We start from the raw sequence: 17989 nt of genomic DNA, 5'->3' as shown, positions 1-17989 counted from the left end.
ACACCGTGGCATTTATCCTTTTACTATAGTTGATCTTCCACAACTTCATTAAAGATTTCCCCTTCACCGTCCTCGTTAATAGAAATAATCTTTATACGACTCTCCTCTTTAACGAGTATTGATTTGTAGCGTGGTCCCTCTTCATCTGTGAAATAAAGGATGACTCGACTGCCACCACGATCATTTTGCATGTCAACACGAGTAATGGTGTCATCTACCTCTTCTTGCACAATGGCAACTTCTGTCCATTCCTCATTGAATCCTTCAATCGTGTTCGTTTCGTCTTCTTCACCAACAGGTTGATTTTCGTTTACCCTTTCATTATTTTGATTAACAGGCTCTTCCTCATTCGTTGTGTTACAAGCGGTTAAAGCGACTACCGTCACAAGGATCATGCTCATCGGTGTCCAACTCTTCATGCTGACTACTTCCTTTCCTTTTAAGCTCCATCCTATTTTTACCCATTCGATCCAAAGTCAAACACCAGATCTTTTAAATGCTATAAAAGCCCCTCCAATAAGTACCTATTGGAGGGCTCATCGTTATTTATTCGCTTTTAATTCTTCTTTGAACTCTTTAAAGCCTTGATCGACACGTTGGTCATTCTTCGTAAACTTACTAACAATAACGATCATCAGGGTAGCGATTATAAAGCCTGGTAATAATTCATATACACGTTCATTCATACCAAGTAATTGATACAAATTTGTATTTGCCCAGACAATGACCATAACAGCACCTGAAAGCATACCTGCCAGCGCACCCCATCTTGTCATCCCTTTCCAATATAAGCTCAGAAGCATAACAGGACCAAAAGCTGCACCAAACCCTGCCCATGCGTAGCTAACAAGTTCTAAAATCGAACTATCTGGATTCCAAGAAAGAGCTAATGCAATCAGAGCAACAATAAGAACAGCTCCTCTACCTAAGAAAATAAGTTCACGATCTGCTGGTTTCCGTTTCAAAAACGTCTTATACAGATCTTCCGTTAAAGAGCTTGACGTGACAAGTAATTGTGACGAGATTGTACTCATGACAGCTGCCAAAATCGCACTAAAAATAAATCCAATGATAAATGGATGGAACAGCATTTCACCAAGAACGACAAAAACGGTTTCATGCTGACTATCGTTATCAGGGTTAAGAAAAATGCCTTCGTTATTTAAATAAGCTCTACCAACTAAGCCTGTCATCATCGCACCAACAATAGATAAAATCATCCACGCCATCCCGATCCGGCGCGCAGGCTTTGCTTCTCTCGCTGTACGAAGCGCCATAAAGCGAACGATAATATGTGGCTGTCCAAAATAACCAAGCCCCCATGCAAGGGAACCAATGATGGTAATAATTGTGACACCTCTAAAGACATCTAGCAATTGCGGGTCTATGCTACGAACCTGATCGAATGTAGTGGTTACACCACCTACTTCGGCTAAGGCAAAAACAGGAACGAGTAGTAAAGCAAGCATCATAATACCACCTTGGACAACATCCGTCCAGCTCACCGCTAAAAATCCACCAAACAATGTGTACAGAATCGTAACTCCAGCCACAATCAACAAGCTTACGTGATAATTAATACCAAGCAAAGAGTCAAATACACGACCACCTGATACCATTCCAGAAGATACATAAATGGTAAAAAAGAAAATAATAATGAGTCCTGATAGAATTCGCAATAACTTAGTTGAGTCGATAAAACGGTTTTCAAGAAAAGCAGGAATCGTAATGGAGTTATTTGCCGTTTCTGTATAAATCCGCAGTCGCGGAGCTAAGAGGATCCAGTTTAAGTATGCACCAATAATAAGACCTAACGCTAGCCAACCTGCACCTAATCCTGTTAAATACATTGAGCCAGGTAGTGCTAGCATCAGCCAACCGCTCATATCCGATGCTCCTGCACTTAAAGCTGCCACTCCAGGAGAAAGCCCTCTACCACCTAATGTGTAATCTGAGTGACTAGCTGTTTTTTTGTACCCATACCATCCGATTAAAATCATAATTAGTAAATAAACAATAATAGCTGCAATTATTTGCATTGAAATGTGAATCGACATCCTTTCTGTAAAAAAAGAAACTGCCTTATTCGATTAAGGTCAGCCCTAACGAGATTTCCCTTTCTTATTGCTATTCGTCAGTTGCTCATATTTTTAAGAATTGCTCCCCAGAAGCACTGCATTATCATAGCATCCCTCCAATATAAAAATCGAACGGTTTGATTGTACATTAAACAGAATTAGAATGAGCCTCTCTTAGTCAAAACAACTCAGCTCTGTGAATCTACTAAAAGCTTCTAATTCCTCCTTTATTCTTTCTAATACTCCCAATAAATGTCGAGTTCACCTTCTAGAAACTGCTTTTTTATCAACACGTTAATATTAACATCATTCATTATTATGATATAATTATTAGTAAATTCTTTATAAGGAGAATCTGATGCAAAAACAAACACTTGTATTAGGTGAAAGATTAAGAACCATTCGAAAAATGAGAGGCTATACACAAAGTGAATTAGCTAAAGGCATTTGTACACAAGGTGTTATTAGCAATATTGAGGGGAAGAATGGGAAAGAGAACCCGTCATCAAACATTCTTTTTCAATTAAGTGAGCGCTTAGGTGTAACAATGAGCTATTTATACGGACAAGAGAATAGTGAGCATTTACCGACATCTAAAGATATTCGTCAGTCGGAAGTAAGCAAGATAATCAAAAATCTAAAAACAAGACGTGATTACGCTGCGCTCAACTATATTGTAGAAAATGAAAAGAACAAGTCCGTCCATTTATCAAATGCAGAAAGGCAATATTTATTGTGGCACGAAGCCGTTTGCAGCTACTATGAAAGAAAGAACGTTGACGAAGCTATTAGTATATATACACGTGCACTTGATTTACAAACGACCAATCAAAAAGCTGATTTAGTCCAGCGAGTAGAGCTTGAATTAAGCTTAGGAAGTATTTATTATGAAGAAGAACACTATAGTGAAAGCGAATACATGTTACTCGAATGTTTAGAGAAGATCCAAGAATTAGAAACCGATTCGTCTGTCTATGAAGTAATGACTAAAATACACTTCAATTTATCAAATGTTTACAACCGTAAAAAAGAGTACGATAAAGCATTACGCCATGCCAAAGCTGCATTAGATCTATCGGTATCTAGCAATCATCTTTCCTTATTAGGAGATGCCCTCTATCAAATCGGCTACACTCATTCCTTGTTAGGAAATACACAGCAAGGTATTGATTACATTGAGAAATCACTTGTTATTGTTACATTACAAGACAATCAGAAGCTCGTATCAATCATTGAACATACGCTATCAAAATTGAAGCCAACTGAATCTATGTCGGAAGATTAAAAACGGAATACACAGAAGCCACCCTGTTTACTTTTAAACATGGGTGGCTTGGTTGTTAGTAGGTTTACTTTTAAATTGATAAACTCTTCTTGGTCTTCCTCGTCTTCCAGATTGCTCTTCCCCTGCTTGCTCAATGACATTCCCTTTTTCCAGTGCGTGTAAAATGCGTCTGGCATTTCGCTCAGTACTGTTCAGCCAAGACGCCACATCCTGTGACGAGAAATAAGTATAGGTTTGTTGAGATACTTTTGCATAGAGACGAGAAATCGTCGCTGGGCTAACGGCTATATTTGCAACATGGTGACCTAGCTGTACTTGTTGATAATGAAGAGTTTCTTCATTTCGTTTTGCTTCTGATACATGCTTCTCTTCGTCAACTAACACAATCATATCGTCTTCTGCTCGCTTACTGTAATCAATCGCGACTTGTACGTGTTTAGATGCGGCAAGAGCCGTTCGACCGTACCCAACACCCAAATAAACCGTTAGTTTAGCCGCCTGTTTGATATCTTCAATGATTTCATATGGCCACCCTTGGTCTTCAATCTCACCACGGGTCGTGAATATTTCAAAATAACCATTACCGAGCTCTAAAAAGGACCCTTGTAAAGACTCTGCATAGTCTAGCAGTCTTTTTCTGACGAGTAGCTCTTGATGCTTTAATTTATACGAATAGGCAATTTCCTTCTGCTCTGTTTGCGTGAACGAGACAAGTACGCCAACAACCGCAATTTGAGCTTTTTTTACATATAGAAAATTTACTCGTTCTTGAATTCTTCCTAAAATGTTCCGTGTCACTGGTTCTGCAGGCTTAATGCGGTAACACGGTATCCCTAACTGCTTTAATGCACGATAGACCCCTCTTAAACACGTTAAAGCGAGCGTTGCTTTTCCAGTTCTAAAGGCTTCTTTATGAAAAGCGATCAATTTGTCCTCTTCTACATAGTCCGGATAATCAAAGAGCGTAATTGATAAATGGGCTAAGGAAAATTCGCTTATTAACCAATTTGTATATTCAGGGGAGATCGTATCTAGGCTAACATGAGTATGTTTTTGTTCTGTATGGTAGAAAGCTTTTAAAAATGTTCCTAATAAGCTTGACCCCTCATGGGGAACGAACCATGCGTTTTCTTTCGTAATTAGTCCTTTTTGCAAGCATAAAGAAAAAGGCGCTTGGCCAGAGAATAACCATTGATCAATCGTCACATTCGTCTGATTTAAGCAGGTAGGAGCTTCTTCTAGTTCTTTATAAATAATCGGCACAGCGACAAAATTCGGGTATTCTTTAATAATCCGCTGCATTTGTCGTACCGAATCTTTTGGCCCAACTAAACCAATCTGCGTTGTCATACAATTCCTTCTTTCAAATTAAAGGCATCTACAACCTATTCAATGATTAGATGAGCAAGCGCACTAACAGCAACGAGTAACGCATCCTCGTCAAAGTCAAACTGTTTATGGTGATGGCCAGCAGCAAGTGGTGTTCCAAAAATCATATAGCATGCAGATCCACCTTGATCTTGAACATGACGCATCATATACGTTACATCCTCCGAACCATTTAATGGCATGAGGTCTTTTACTTCGTTAACAAACTGACTCTTCTGCGTAGCGTTAGGAATTTTATCAATAAAATATTGATCTGTTTCCGCCGCGAGTCCTTCTCCAACAATGGCATACTCTAGAGCTACATCATACATATGAGCCGCACCCTCTAAACGACGAACGGCTTCCTCTTTCATATACGCATTTTCAGTAGTAGACTTCCCTCTCGTTTCAAGCTGTAAGAACGCTTCGCCAGGAACGATATTTCTTCCACTCCCGGCATCAAAGCGACCAACATTTAAACGGGTTTCACCTTCCCCGTGTGGAGAAATGCCATGCAAGTTTAAAACAGCTGTTGCTGCCGCTAGCATTGCATTTTTTCCTTTATGCGGTTCCATTCCAGCATGGGCCGTTTTCCCAGTAAAACGAGCGTCAATTTTCGTTGTCGCTAATATATTGGTTGCACCAGAGACAAGCGTCCCTACCGGTTGAGAACGTATGCCAAGATGTCCGCTTAAAAAAGAATTCACGCCATTAAGCCAGCCGTTTTCAACAACGGCTTTAGCACCTCTGCTTCCTTCTTCAGCCGGTTGGAAAATAAGCGTATACGTTCCTGATAAGTGACCTCTCCACGTTGACAGAAACGTTGCTATTCCCAACCCAATGGCTGCATGTCCGTCATGTCCACATGCATGCATCATTCCGTCATTACGTGACCGAAAGCCGTTCTTAGCAGGAATATGTTCATTTGCTATCTCTTCTTCAATAGGAAGCGCATCAATATCAAATCGCATCGCCGTGTGGGGTCCTTCTTTTTCTGTTTCGAGAACAGCAATGACACCTGTAAAGCCGTTTTTCATCGTTTCAAGAAAAGCCGCAGGCACACCATTCGCTAACGCTCGTTCTTCATGTTTTGCCAATTCTTTTTCACTCGGAACACCAAAACGTGCTTCTTCGTTCATCACTGCGCGACCTGTATGAAGGGTAAAGCCAAGCCCCTCCAGCTGTTGAAAAATATAATAAGTCGTTTCGTACTCACAGAAACCAACTTCGGCGATTTTATGCATCTCTTGACGCCATGTTTTTATGTCTGATTCTTTTTGTTTCACCCATTGATCAATCTCGTTTCTCATAGGCTAGCTCTCCTCTCTTTTGAGTTGCTCTAAAGCCGTAACTGCTGTTGTAGCCATTAAATTGACACCGTATACAAGCGCTTCTTCATCAATATCAAAAGACGCATCATGAAGCGGACTTTGAACTGATCTTTCCTTAATCGCCGTTCCTAACCAAAAATACGCACCTGGGTACGTTTGTAAAAACCGGCCAAAATCCTCTCCTGCAAGACTTGGATCTATATCCGGTGCTGCTCCCTCGCCGAATAAGTGTCTCGCTTGTTCTTTAATATGACTTGCCCATTTACTTGTATTAATAGTTGAGACATATCCTTTTTGATACGTTACAGACGCTTTCGCTCCGAGACCAGCTGCAACCTGTTCAACAAGGCTCACTAATCGCTTTTCAACCTGTTCACGCACTGCCAATGAAAGCGTGCGAACGGTTCCTTCTAACACAACCTCGCTCGCAATCACATTGTACCGATCTCCACCAGTAATTTTGCCAACTGTAATAACAGCAGCATCTAGCGGATCTACGTTCCGACTTACAATCGTTTGCAAGCTCGACATCACTTGATTGGCTACAACAATTGCATCAATACCTTGGTGTGGCATACTTGCGTGCCCAGCTCTACCATTAATAACAATTGAAAACCGATCCGAGTTACCCATCATTGCCCCGTCTCGTACACCAATCTGACCAACAGGTAAATCTGGCCAAACATGCTGGCCAAAGATAGCATCTGGTTTCCACTGAAGGAACGCCGGATCTTCCATCATTGCTTGTGCACCACCAATAGGTGCATCTTCCTCAGCCGGTTGAAATAGTAGCAAAATGGTTCCAGCTATTTCATCTTTATTCTCTTGCAAGGTTACCCCTGTTCCAAGTAACATCGCCGTGTGTGCATCATGGCCACACGCGTGCATAACTCGCTCTTTCTTTGATCGATATGGAACGTCATTTGTTTCACGAATTGGCAGGGCATCCATATCTGCGCGAAGAGCAACCGTCTTGCCAGGTTTCTCTCCTTTAATTATACCAATAACCCCATAACTTGCTTTCATTGTTTCATAGGCAATTCCTGCATCATCCAAGACACGGCAAATAAATTCCCGTGTCTCTTTCTCTTCATGACTTAACTCAGGATATTGATGAAGGTGACGTCGCCACTCGATCACTTGCTCGTGAATGGCTGTTGCTGATTTGTAGAACATCTCATCTCTCCTCTTTTCTTGCGCTACCCTTTATAATCTGTTACGCCAGGACCAATTGGTAGTCCAAACCATGTCCAGACGAGGAACAGAACAATCCAAAGCGCCAAAATGACAAGTGTATATGGAAGCATTATCGAAAATAACGTCCCAAAGCCCGAACGAGAATCATATTTTTTCATAAATGCGAGAACCATTGGCACATATGGATTCATTGGCGTTATAACACTCGTTGATGAATCCCCAATTCGATAGGCTAACTGAACAAGCGCAGGATGGTAGTCTAGTAGCATAAACATCGGAATAAAAACCGGTGCCATGAGCGCCCATTGAGCGGATCCACTAAAAATAAACAAATTTAGTAATGTTGTTAAAAAGATAAAAGCAACGAGCACACCTATACCGGTCATATTGACACTTTCTAAAAATTCCGCACCACTTACAGCAATCCAAACACCAATATTACTCCAATCAAAATAAGCAATAAATTGAGCTGCTGCAAAGATTAATACAATGTAACCTGCCATACTTTTAATCGCTTCTGCCATCATTTCTGGCACATCACGAGTTGATTTAATAACACCAGCTGCAACGCCATAAGCAATTGATACGGTTAAAAACAAGAACAAAATAATAGGGACGATGTTGCTAATAAATGGCGAAGGAACAATGCTTCCACCTTCACCTCGGAGAATGCCACTTTCTGGAACAATAAAGAATGAAACTATCGCTAAATAAAGAAATCCAGTAAAAACCGCTATAAGCAATGCTTTCGTTTCTTTTGGTCCCACTTTCTCTAATTCTTGATCGACATATTCTTTCGCTCCGTATGCAGGATTAAATTTTCCAAGTCTTGGTTCAATTACTTTTTCTGTAATAACCGTACAAATAATAATAAGCATAATAGATGAAATAAACATAAAAAAGTAGTTATCGGTCATATGAACGACCATATCAGGGTTCATGGTTTGAACGACTTCCGTCGAAATACCAGACAAAAGAACATCTGTACCTGCAGGAAGGAAGTTGGCTGTAAAGCCTGCGCCTACCCCAGCAAAGCCTGCCGCCATACCCGCTAAAGGATGTCGACCGATCGCATAAAAGATCATCGCACCAAGGGGTGGAACGAGTACGTAAGCCGCATCTGAAGCGATGTTTCCTATAATACCGGTTGTTACAACAGCGACTGTTACTAATTTTGCTGGTGCCCTTAAAATCGTACTTTTAATAAACGTTTCGACTAGTCCGACTTGTTGCGCAAGTCCAATCCCAAGCATCATTGTTAGCACGAGCCCTAGTGGCGTAAAGCCGATAAAGTTTGAAATCATTGAATCTAGTATGTACATAAATCCTTCTGCTGACACAAGACTGTTAACCGTCGTTTCCTCACCGGTTCCAGGATGAATAAAAGAAACCCCAAGACTTGCAATGAACCATGAAAAAAGAATTACTGCTACCGCTAAGTATAAGAATAACATAAATGGATGCGGTAACTTATTCCCGACTCGCTCAACTGTATCTAGCAATCTTGAACCAATCGTCTTGTTCTGTCTTAAATCATTCATTTTTTACACCACCATTTTCGGACATGTCTTTTTATATTCCTTAAAACTTAAAATTGAATATAGCACTTTTTGTCGAATATGTCTTTATAAAAATCAGAAAATCTTCCATAGAATATAAAAAAGTCTATTAGAAAGTGATGAATGATGGAGAAACGATTTAGCTGATGTTAGAAGTAGCTCTTAAAACCGAAACGTCAGGCACTAAAAGCAAACCAAAATAAGACGCCTCTTATAGAAGCGTCTATTAAAAAGGATCTGTCTAGTAGTAAGTCACACTATAGCTCGTAAATACAAGTACAGGTAGATAGAGGTAACGAGATACGTATGACCACACAATTTATATCTGTCGTTAACACCTAGTCCTCATTTTTCACCCTAAGAAAATTGCATCTCTTTGAAAATATGATGCAACGCAAGTCTTGCAGCCCCAAGGGAGGGGCCTTTCTCTCTCCAATAAGATTTCTCTAACTGGATTGGCACATTGGTCGTTTTCTCAAGCCCATTTAAAACTTGTAACATATATTGGAAAAACAAATCTTGTTTCGCAACCCAGCCGTTAACCAATACTTTTTCTGGTTGAAGCAGCAAGGCGTAATTGCATAGCAACGTCACAATGTCATGAGCCATTCGCTTTGCTTCACTGTAAAAGGGCTCCTCTATGTCGGTAAAAGCTCGATTAAAAAAGTGATCAATGACAGCCTCATTCTCTGTTAGATGGGCAAACTCTTCGGGATGGCGCTCTCTGATGCCTTTTGATAGATTGTGAATGGAATAAATATTGAGAGGATGAAAAATGGATTCGTCCCCTGAACAATCGCTTGCCAAAATAGAGTTGCCTGTCTCTCCGGTATTATAGATCTCGTTTCTCAAGATAATACCTGTTCCGACACCTTGACTAAGTAACGTATACACTAAACTATGACACCCAACTGCTTGCCCACTATATTGTTCAGCAAAAGCTGCTGCATTGACATCATTAACGAGATGAACGGGGACTTGAAATGCATTTGTGACAAGATCAAATAACGGGTAATTTCTCACATTCAAATTATAGGAAAAAACAATTTTTTTCCGCTCTTCATCGAGAATTCCAGGTAGCGATAACCCTATACCTTTTATGTGATCCCGCTTAATCTGATGCTTCGTAATAAACGCGTCCAATAAGTGAGGCAGGTCCGATAGTCCCTCACCTGACAATTCGTCCATCCGCTCCGTCGTCAACAATTCACCTCGCAAGTTCAATAGTGTTAATTCTGTCGCAAAACTGAGGTCCACTCCAATTACGACGCCTCCGTGCGCATTAATTTCCAGTAAAGTTGCCTTTCTTCCTACCCCTTCCCCAACCGAGCCCGTTTCAATTAGGACGCCGTCGAGTAAGCTCTCTTCTATTAACGAGGAAACCGTTGTAGGGCTTAAGCCTGTTTTTTGAACAAGGTCTGTTCTGGAAATTGGCGCAAGATGATTAACCAGGTTTAATAGTTTTGATTTATTAAACTGTTTTAATAATTTTTGATTTCCTTGTCTTGCTTGCATCTAACTCCACTCCATTCCTTACCGTTCTAACTGTACCTAAGCGCAAAAGCTTCCATACTAGATTCACCAGTAGAACAAATGAGCATAACTGTTTGTTCAATAGGGATGACATCTAGATCATATGGATCACGTAAGACAAGCGCGATACAGTCTTTATGATGTAACCGATGCAATAGCGTTTGCTGTTCATGAAATAAATGAGCATTAACGGTGCCAATTATGACAACATCTTTCGCATCGACTTTCTTTATGACTTGATCAATCTCTTGATTCGTTGGTTTTAATGATAGCGAAAAGGTTTCTACTTGTAAATCAACGAGTTTACTTTCTAGTGTTACTCGTTTCCCACCGGTTGAATCAGCAGGTGTTAGTGCTTCAAGATTAGGCAAAATCAGGGCATAGGAAAGATCCTTTTTTAATGGAAGCAACTTTTTCGGATCTCGTTCAAGATGAAGACTCTTTTTTGAGAGCTCAAGGGCTTTTTCTTTCCACATTTGTTCCGGAATTGGCATCGCCTTATTGCGATACGTTTGAATAGCCTTCTTCAATGTCGATAATCGTGCAAGCGACTCATCAATTCGTTCCTCTTTAATTCTACCTGTTTCGACCGCTTGCACTAGGCCTTGAAATACCTCTTGCTGGAACGATGGAGAGTGACAAATTAACAGCTGGTCTACTCCAGCTTCAATAGCAAGTGCGCCAATATCTTTTGCAGGAAAATGATCTTTAATCGCACTCATTTCCATGTCATCCGTACAAATAACTCCTTTAAAACCAAGCTTATCGCGAAGAATGTTCGTCATCCAATAATGCGACATGGTTGCTGGCAAACCGTTAGACTGAGAAACTTGATCATAAATAACATGGCTAACCATAATGGCATCAACACCTGCTTCAATGGCTCGTTCAAATGGCGGAATTAATTTATTGAATAGATCTTCCTCCTTTAAACTACAGACAACAGAACCTAGATGGGAATCGGCTTCTGTCTCCCCATGACCAGGAAAATGCTTAGCTGTTGCCGCTACGCCAGCTTCATGAATTCCTTGTATGTATTTTGCGCCATATTCGCTAACAAGTCTCGTATCCTCCCCGTAGCTTCGAACACCAATAACGGAATTCTTGCGATTCGTATTGACATCTAAAATAGGCGCCCAATCAATTGCAATACCACATGCATTCATCATGCTGCCTAATAATTTCCCATTCTCATAAGCGAGCTCAGGATTATCTTTTAACCCTAGCGCACGATTCCCTGGTACGGAGGGATAGAATCGATCAAGCGTAGACAGAGTCCCTCCCTCTTCATCAAGGGCCATTAGAAATGGATGTTCATAGCCCTTCTGCTTGTAAAAATGCTGCACATCATTGAAGAGCGCTAGTAATTGCTCTTTATGTTCAATGTTATAGGGATAAATGCTCATGCCTCCAAAAGGCAACTCATCAAAACGCTGATGAAATTTTTGATCAATGCTGTTACTTGGAGCACCCATTGAGAACAACATCCCTACCTTTTCACGTATCGTTAAGCGTTTCACTACTTTCGTCTCCATGTCTCATCCCTCTTTTCAAATGGAGCTTTAGGTTTTAATGGCACCTGACACAAGGCCAGATATAATTTGCTTTTGGAAAAACACAAAAATAATAAACACTGGTAATAAGGATACGACCGAGGCCGCCATTAAATGCCCCCAATTCGTATTGTTTAAGAAACTAAATTCTGCTAGACCAAGGGGAATTGTCCTCATCTCTGGTGACGTTGTTAAAATAAGTGGTGAAAGGAAGTCATTCCACGAGTTCAGAAATGTCATAATGACCAGTACAGCAACAATCGGTTTCGCTAGTGGAAAAATGATTTGCCAAACAATCCGAAATTCGGAAGCTCCATCGACTTTTGCCGCGTAGATCAATTCATCAGGTAATCCCGAAATGTATTGGCGCATTAAGAATATCCCAAAAGGTGTCACTAGGGTTGGCACAATAAGCGCTTTATACGTATCAATCCAGCCAATGTTTTGCATTAATTGAAAAACAGGAATCATGGTTACTTGAAATGGAATCATAAAGCTTGTAAGAACTAAAATGAATATCATATTTTTCCCTGGGAACGTCATTTTCGCAAACGTGTAGCCTACCATTGTACAAAAAAACACATTTCCGATCACAATAGAAGAAGAAACAAATAAACTATTCCCTAGGTAGCGAGCGAAGTTTCCGTTTGCAAGTACCGTCGCATAATTATCGAAGGAAGGGTTTCTTGGAAGAATATCTGCAAGCGTTCTTAGAACAACCCCATCCGTCTTAATTGAAATACTGACCATATACAAAAACGGGATTAGCATTACACTCAATGGAATAAACAAAAGGAAGAATAGTAAAATTTCCCTCGGTTTGTAATCAAATAGCTTTCTTTTAGGCTTCTTTTTTGGAGGAATAGGCGCTACTTGTTCCTGCATTAGAAGCGGTGCTTTTGGCTGGTGAGATGGCTGATTCATTAATCTCCAACCCCCTTATTAATCCCCATTATCTTTAGCATCAAGAGTGAAATTCCCATAATAATAACGAACAGCACATAAGCAGTGGCTGACGCTGGGCCAAACTGGAACTGCTTAAACGCTTCTTCATACAAATAGAATACGATAGTGGTTGTCGCATTTAACGGACCACCGCTTGTCAACGTGTACACTTCTGGAAATACTTGAAACGTGTTGATCGTATTAATAACAATAACAACTATGGCAATTTGACGAATATGCGGGAGTGTTACATGCCAGAATTGCTTCCATCTTGAAGCGCCGTCAACCGTTGCTGCTTCATATAAATCTTTCGGTATCGATTGTAACCCCGCTAAGAATATTAACATGTAAAAACCGCAAGACATCCAGACAGACAACCCCATTAACGATGCAAGCGCGGTTCTTGTATCCATCAACCAATTCATCGTTGGTAAATGAAAGAGATTTAACACCATATTTAGAAAACCCGATGGTGAATACATGAAATTAAACATCATTGAGACAACAATAATAGACGTAACCGTCGGTAAAAAGAAGCCTACTCGGAAAAAGTTTTTAAATGGAATTCGTTGATTAACTGCAAGCGCTAAAATTAGCGCGATGGAGACGGTAAAAGGAATCGTACCTACAACATAAATAAAGGTGTTTAACAGCGCTCTGCCAAAAACCGGGTCTTGTAGTAAATTACGATAGTTTTCTAACCCTACAAAATCCATCTCGCCTCGCAAAATTTTCACATCATGAAAACTATAAATAAAGGATTGTATTAATGGGTATACACTAAATACAGCAAATAATAAGAACCAAGGCAACAAAAAGACATATGCCATCTTGTTACGCTTCATTTCCGTCCAAGTTTGCATCGCTACACCTCCATGAAAAAGGGTATCCCTCGCATAGTACGAGGGATTTCAATTTTCTTAAAGCTCATTTTCAATCTTGTCATGTGCTTGATTTAAAGATTCTTTCGGATCAACATTATTGAGTAGCGTCTGCTCAACTGCTTCGACAACATGTCGACTAATGGACTGCCATTCTGTAATAGCTGGAGATGACTTCGCACTTTCTAACTGACCAGCAAAAACAGAAAGCTGTGGATGTTCATCAAAAAACGCATGCTCTTCTACTCCTGGGACAGCTGCAAACATAGAGCCAATTCGCTGCATATGATCAAGGGCTTGCTCTTCAGACGCCACATGTTGCATCAATTTAAACGCTTCTTCCTTTTGATCCGAACCCTCAGGAATAACTAAAATTTCACCACCAGCAAAGCTAGAAGCTGTAGACTGTGCGCCATCAGGAATTGGTGCAACATCAAAGTTCAATTCCGGTGCATCTCTTGGTATGGAAAACACACCCCAAGCACCAGAAAATGACATGCCAATATTCCCAGCTCGGAATTCACTATCAATGACTTCACTTTGAGAAACAAGCGAGTAGTTACTCATTTCTTTATAAAATTCAAGGGCTTCAATCATTTCTGGAGAATTGATCGTGCTTGCCGTATGATCTTCATTTAAAACGTCTGCTCCATTACTCCATGCCGTTGCCATAAAATAATGCCAGGTCGCTTCTGGTTCACCGGCATGTATACCAAATCCAGATGCATCTGTACGTTCTTCTATTTGCTTCGCGTATTCTAGCATTTCATCCCAATTTTCTGGCGGACGATTTGGATCTAATCCTGCCTCTTCAAATAAATCTGTATTTATATACATGGCTCGTGATGACATTAACCATGGCATGCCATAAACTTCATCTTGGTATGTAACGGTATCCCAGTTTACGTGATTGTTGTAAATGGGTTCTACTAAGTCAGACACATTTGCAAGTACGCCCTCTTCTACAAAGTTCGCAAACCACGTATCACCAAGTTCAATCACATCCGGTACGGAGTTTCCTGCAAATGCAGTGGTAATTTGTTCAAGACCGTTATCCCATGTTAGCTGTCGCAAGTTGACTTGAACGTTTGGATTTTCTTCAATAAACGAATCAATCACTGGGTTAATCGTATTTTCACCGTTTGGATCATCTTCACCAGTGAAAAACCAGAAATCAAGTGTGACTTCTTCCTCTCCGCTTGTTGCACTTCCTTCCTCACTTCCGCTATTACATGCAGTAAGCATCATGGTTAAGCCACCAAACATTGCCGCATACTTTAGATATTTCTTCATTTTTTTAATTCCCCCTAATTAATTTTTCCAATGGACGTATTAATTAAATGTAGGAAGACTAAGCGGTTTGTCCAGTAGAAGATGAGGTAATTGTAGTTGATTCATTTTTAATTGTCAATTAAATTTTTATTTTCTAATATCAAGCGCTTTCAATTCAATCCTTTTATTTATTCTTTTCCGACTTTTTGTTATACTAGAGTTCAAACATATAAACTTCTAATTCTACCCTTACTCTTTGTTTTCATCAGACCTATCCTTGTGTTAAATGGTTGATAGAGAACCAGTTGAAAGAACCTACTTTCTTCATTCGATCTGTTTTAAAAAACGATGATTCTATCAAGCGTACCCTTCATTTATCATCTATGTCTCTCACTTACGTTATTATTTTATCAATTACCTTGTTTGCGGTTATTATTTCCATTAATCCACATGTCTTCCATTGTGTTTCTCTCAGCTAAAGTGAAGCTCTTTCACAAAAACTTTCTAAAACAACGATATAATCCTTTTCAAATTCAACAAAATTTATTATAATGATTACATAATAATTATTATTACCTAATAGTTGATTTTAGGTAATCACAGTTATTCTATTAATCTTTTACGAAAAGGAGACTGATTATGAGCGAGAACAACATTATTTCTGAAGCAAATCACTCAGGTGGAAAATGTCCATTCTTTCACGGTAGCACAACAAATACGACGGTTTCTGGTACGCCAGAACGTGAATGGTGGCCGAATCAACTGAATTTATCTATTCTTCGTCAGCATGATAAGAAATCCAATCCAATGAATGAAGACTTCGATTATACAGAAGAATTTAAGAAGTTAGATTACGATGCATTAAAACAAGATTTACATGCATTAATGACAGATAGCCAAGATTGGTGGCCAGCAGACTATGGTCACTATGGTCCAATGTTTATTCGAATGGCTTGGCACTCTGCTGGTACATATCGTACAGGAGATGGACGTGGTGGTGGTTCTGCCGGTGCACAACGTTTTGCTCCGTTAAACAGCTGGGCAGATAATGCGAATATCGATAAAGCACGTCGCCTTTTATGGCCAATTAAGCAAAAGTACGGAAATAAGATTTCATGGGCTGACTTATTGTTGCTAACTGGAAACGTCGCTATTGAATCGATGGGTGGAAAAACATTTGGTTTCGGCGGGGGTCGCGCGGACGTTTGGCACCCTGAAGAAGATATTTATTGGGGTAATGAAACGGAGATGCTTGGTGATAACCGTTACTCCGGTGACCGCGAATTAGAGAATCCTCTCGCTGCTGTTCAAATGGGATTAATTTATGTGAATCCTGAAGGCCCTAACGGAAACCCTGACCCTGTACAAAGTGGTCGCGACATTCGTGAAACGTTTGGCCGTATGGGAATGAACGATGAAGAAACCGTTGCCCTTGTTGCTGGTGGGCATACTTTTGGTAAAGCTCACGGTGCAGGAGATGCTGAAAGTCACGTTGGTCCAGAACCAGAAGCAGCTCCAATTGAAGCACAAGGTTTAGGGTGGTTAAGCTCACATGGTAGTGGAAAAGGTCGGGATACGATTACGAGTGGGATTGAAGGTGCTTGGACACAAAACCCTACCCAATGGGATAATGGCTTCTTTGATCTTTTATTTGGCTATGAGTGGGAGTTAACGAAATCCCCTGCCGGTGCGCACCAGTGGACACCTGTTAATGTAGAAGAAAAAGATCTTGCTCCAGACGCGGAAGATGCTTCTATACGAGTAAAGACAATGATGACAACAGCAGATATGGCATTACGTATGGATCCTGCTTATGAAAAGATTTCTCGTCATTTCCACGAACATCCAGATGCATTTGCTGACGCATTTGCTCGGGCTTGGTTCAAGTTGTTACACCGTGATATGGGGCCTCGCGATCGTTATTTAGGACCAGAAGTACCAGAGGAAGTCTTATTGTGGCAAGACCCCATTTCAGCTGGAAACTACGATTTATCTAATAAAGAAATTGAAACGTTAAAGCAACGCATATTAGCGACAGACTTAAGTGTGTCTGACCTTGTTGCAACCGCTTGGGCTTCTGCTAGCACATTCCGTGGCTCAGATAATCGTGGTGGTGCAAATGGTGCTCGCATTCGTCTTGCTCCGCAAAAAGATTGGGATGTTTTCCAAAACGAATCCATTACCAAAGTTATTGCTACTCTTGAACAATTACAGCAACAAGTAGATGCGGATGTAAGTATTGCGGACCTTATTGTACTTGGGGGAAGTGCTGCCATTGAAAAAGCTGCTAAAGAAGCTGGCTTCGACATTACTGTGCCTTTCACTCCTGGTCGCGGAGATGTAACAGCAGAACAAACAGATGTTGAAAACATCGACGTTTTAGAGGTTACTTCTGATGGATTCCGTAATTATCAAAAGAAGCAATTCAGTGTGTCAGAAGAAGAATTGCTTGTTGATAAGGCACATCTGTTGAATTTAACCGCTCCAGAAATGACTGTATTAATTGGCGGCATGCGTGTTCTTGGTACGAATCACGATGGTAGCAACCATGGTGTCTTCACTGAAAATGTAGGTACCTTAACAAATGACTTCTTTACGAATTTACTTGATATTAGCACGGAGTGGAAGTCTGTTAACGGCAATGTTTATGAAGGTCGCGATCGTACGTCAGGAGAAGTTGTACGAACAGCAACACGTGTTGACCTTGTTTTCGGTTCGAACTCCATTCTCCGTGCGATTTCGGAAGTGTACGCACAAGACGATAATAAAGGTAAATTTGTGCAAGATTTTGTTGCGGCTTGGACAAAAGTGATGAATAATGATCGTTTTGATGTAAAAGTAAAACAACCTGCTTTAACCAAATAATGACGAAAAAAAGCTGTCCCATAAGGTCGTATAGACGTTAAATGGGTTCAGCTTTTTTATTTAAGCAGCTCAAACTGTTATTGCTAGCTTGTGTAATAAATGGTTCATTTCAATTCAAGATG

The 17989-nt window shown here is 40.4% G+C and carries 13 protein-coding genes; 2 read left to right on the top strand and 11 right to left on the bottom strand.

Annotated elements, in window-relative coordinates; translation table 11 throughout:
- Window positions 1–23 precede the first annotated feature (23 nt).
- Entirely contained in the window at window positions 24–419 is a 396-nt protein-coding gene (locus PQ477_RS17475) for a hypothetical protein (RefSeq protein ID WP_060705932.1), read from the bottom strand.
- A 123-nt stretch (window positions 420–542) separates the two neighbouring features.
- Entirely contained in the window at window positions 543–2057 is a 1515-nt protein-coding gene (gene putP, locus PQ477_RS17470) for a sodium/proline symporter PutP (RefSeq protein WP_274272569.1), read from the bottom strand.
- A 379-nt stretch (window positions 2058–2436) separates the two neighbouring features.
- On the opposite strand from putP, the gene PQ477_RS17465 reads away from it, so the two are divergent.
- Window positions 2437–3363: a helix-turn-helix transcriptional regulator gene (locus PQ477_RS17465; protein ID WP_274272568.1), complete on the top strand. Its 927-nt coding sequence runs from the start codon at window positions 2437–2439 to the stop codon at window positions 3361–3363.
- Between the two features lie 33 nt (window positions 3364–3396).
- Here PQ477_RS17465 and PQ477_RS17460 read toward each other — a convergent pair whose 3' ends face one another.
- From PQ477_RS17460 to PQ477_RS17420, 9 genes are all read right to left on the bottom strand, one after another.
- A complete protein-coding gene (locus PQ477_RS17460) occupies window positions 3397–4713 on the bottom strand; it encodes a hypothetical protein (RefSeq protein WP_274272567.1) in 1317 nt (438 codons plus the stop codon).
- 35 nt (window positions 4714–4748) lie between these two features.
- Window positions 4749–6041 carry an amidohydrolase gene (locus tag PQ477_RS17455; RefSeq protein WP_274272566.1) on the bottom strand — a complete coding sequence of 431 codons (1293 nt, stop codon included), beginning with the start codon at window positions 6039–6041 and terminating at the stop codon, window positions 4749–4751.
- Window positions 6042–6044: 3 nt separating this feature from the next.
- Entirely contained in the window at window positions 6045–7238 is a 1194-nt protein-coding gene (locus PQ477_RS17450; protein ID WP_035398762.1) for a M20 metallopeptidase family protein, read from the bottom strand.
- Between the two features lie 23 nt (window positions 7239–7261).
- Window positions 7262–8800: an AbgT family transporter gene (locus PQ477_RS17445; RefSeq protein WP_144558878.1), complete on the bottom strand. Its 1539-nt coding sequence runs from the start codon at window positions 8798–8800 to the stop codon at window positions 7262–7264.
- A 375-nt stretch (window positions 8801–9175) separates the two neighbouring features.
- Window positions 9176–10333, bottom strand: coding sequence for an ROK family protein (locus PQ477_RS17440; protein WP_274272565.1), 1158 nt, complete (start codon window positions 10331–10333; stop codon window positions 9176–9178).
- A gap of 26 nt (window positions 10334–10359) precedes the next feature.
- Window positions 10360–11886 (bottom strand): beta-N-acetylhexosaminidase, encoded by a 1527-nt coding sequence (nagZ, locus tag PQ477_RS17435; RefSeq protein ID WP_035396407.1) that lies wholly within the window; start codon window positions 11884–11886, stop codon window positions 10360–10362.
- Between the two features lie 27 nt (window positions 11887–11913).
- A complete protein-coding gene (locus PQ477_RS17430) occupies window positions 11914–12828 on the bottom strand; it encodes a carbohydrate ABC transporter permease (protein WP_246117164.1) in 915 nt (304 codons plus the stop codon).
- Window positions 12828–13712, bottom strand: a complete 885-nt coding sequence (locus PQ477_RS17425) for a carbohydrate ABC transporter permease (RefSeq protein ID WP_035396408.1) — start codon at window positions 13710–13712, stop codon at window positions 12828–12830. Before PQ477_RS17425 ends, PQ477_RS17430 begins: the two co-directional genes overlap by 1 nt.
- Before the next feature lie 57 nt (window positions 13713–13769).
- Entirely contained in the window at window positions 13770–15023 is a 1254-nt protein-coding gene (locus tag PQ477_RS17420; RefSeq protein ID WP_035396410.1) for an extracellular solute-binding protein, read from the bottom strand.
- A gap of 618 nt (window positions 15024–15641) precedes the next feature.
- Between PQ477_RS17420 and katG the strand changes: the two genes are divergently transcribed.
- Window positions 15642–17867, top strand: coding sequence for a catalase/peroxidase HPI (gene katG / locus PQ477_RS17415; RefSeq protein ID WP_274272564.1), 2226 nt, complete (start codon window positions 15642–15644; stop codon window positions 17865–17867).
- The last annotated feature ends 122 nt before the right edge of the window (window positions 17868–17989 follow it).

Source organism: Shouchella hunanensis (assembly GCF_028735875.1).
In the GTDB taxonomy this organism is placed as follows: domain Bacteria; phylum Bacillota; class Bacilli; order Bacillales; family Bacillaceae_D; genus Shouchella; species Shouchella hunanensis.
The sequence above is the reverse complement of the archived record's forward strand: the minus strand, read 5'-3'. Positions and strand labels throughout refer to the sequence as shown.

Bases quoted from the DNA above. Each gene is read 5' to 3' on its own strand.
- PQ477_RS17475 (WP_060705932.1), bottom strand. From the start codon at position 419: ATGAAGAGTTGGACACCGATGAGCATGATCCTTGTGACGGTAGTCGCT.
- putP (WP_274272569.1), bottom strand. From the start codon at position 2,057: ATGTCGATTCACATTTCAATGCAAATAATTGCAGCTATTATTGTTTAT.
- PQ477_RS17465 (WP_274272568.1), top strand. From the start codon at position 2,437: ATGCAAAAACAAACACTTGTATTAGGTGAAAGATTAAGAACCATTCGA.
- PQ477_RS17460 (WP_274272567.1), bottom strand. From the start codon at position 4,713: ATGACAACGCAGATTGGTTTAGTTGGGCCAAAAGATTCGGTACGACAA.
- PQ477_RS17455 (WP_274272566.1), bottom strand. From the start codon at position 6,041: ATGAGAAACGAGATTGATCAATGGGTGAAACAAAAAGAATCAGACATA.
- PQ477_RS17450 (WP_035398762.1), bottom strand. From the start codon at position 7,238: ATGTTCTACAAATCAGCAACAGCCATTCACGAGCAAGTGATCGAGTGG.
- PQ477_RS17445 (WP_144558878.1), bottom strand. From the start codon at position 8,800: ATGAATGATTTAAGACAGAACAAGACGATTGGTTCAAGATTGCTAGAT.
- PQ477_RS17440 (WP_274272565.1), bottom strand. From the start codon at position 10,333: ATGCAAGCAAGACAAGGAAATCAAAAATTATTAAAACAGTTTAATAAA.
- nagZ (WP_035396407.1), bottom strand. From the start codon at position 11,886: ATGGAGACGAAAGTAGTGAAACGCTTAACGATACGTGAAAAGGTAGGG.
- PQ477_RS17430 (WP_246117164.1), bottom strand. From the start codon at position 12,828: ATGAATCAGCCATCTCACCAGCCAAAAGCACCGCTTCTAATGCAGGAA.
- PQ477_RS17425 (WP_035396408.1), bottom strand. From the start codon at position 13,712: ATGCAAACTTGGACGGAAATGAAGCGTAACAAGATGGCATATGTCTTT.
- PQ477_RS17420 (WP_035396410.1), bottom strand. From the start codon at position 15,023: ATGAAGAAATATCTAAAGTATGCGGCAATGTTTGGTGGCTTAACCATG.
- katG (WP_274272564.1), top strand. From the start codon at position 15,642: ATGAGCGAGAACAACATTATTTCTGAAGCAAATCACTCAGGTGGAAAA.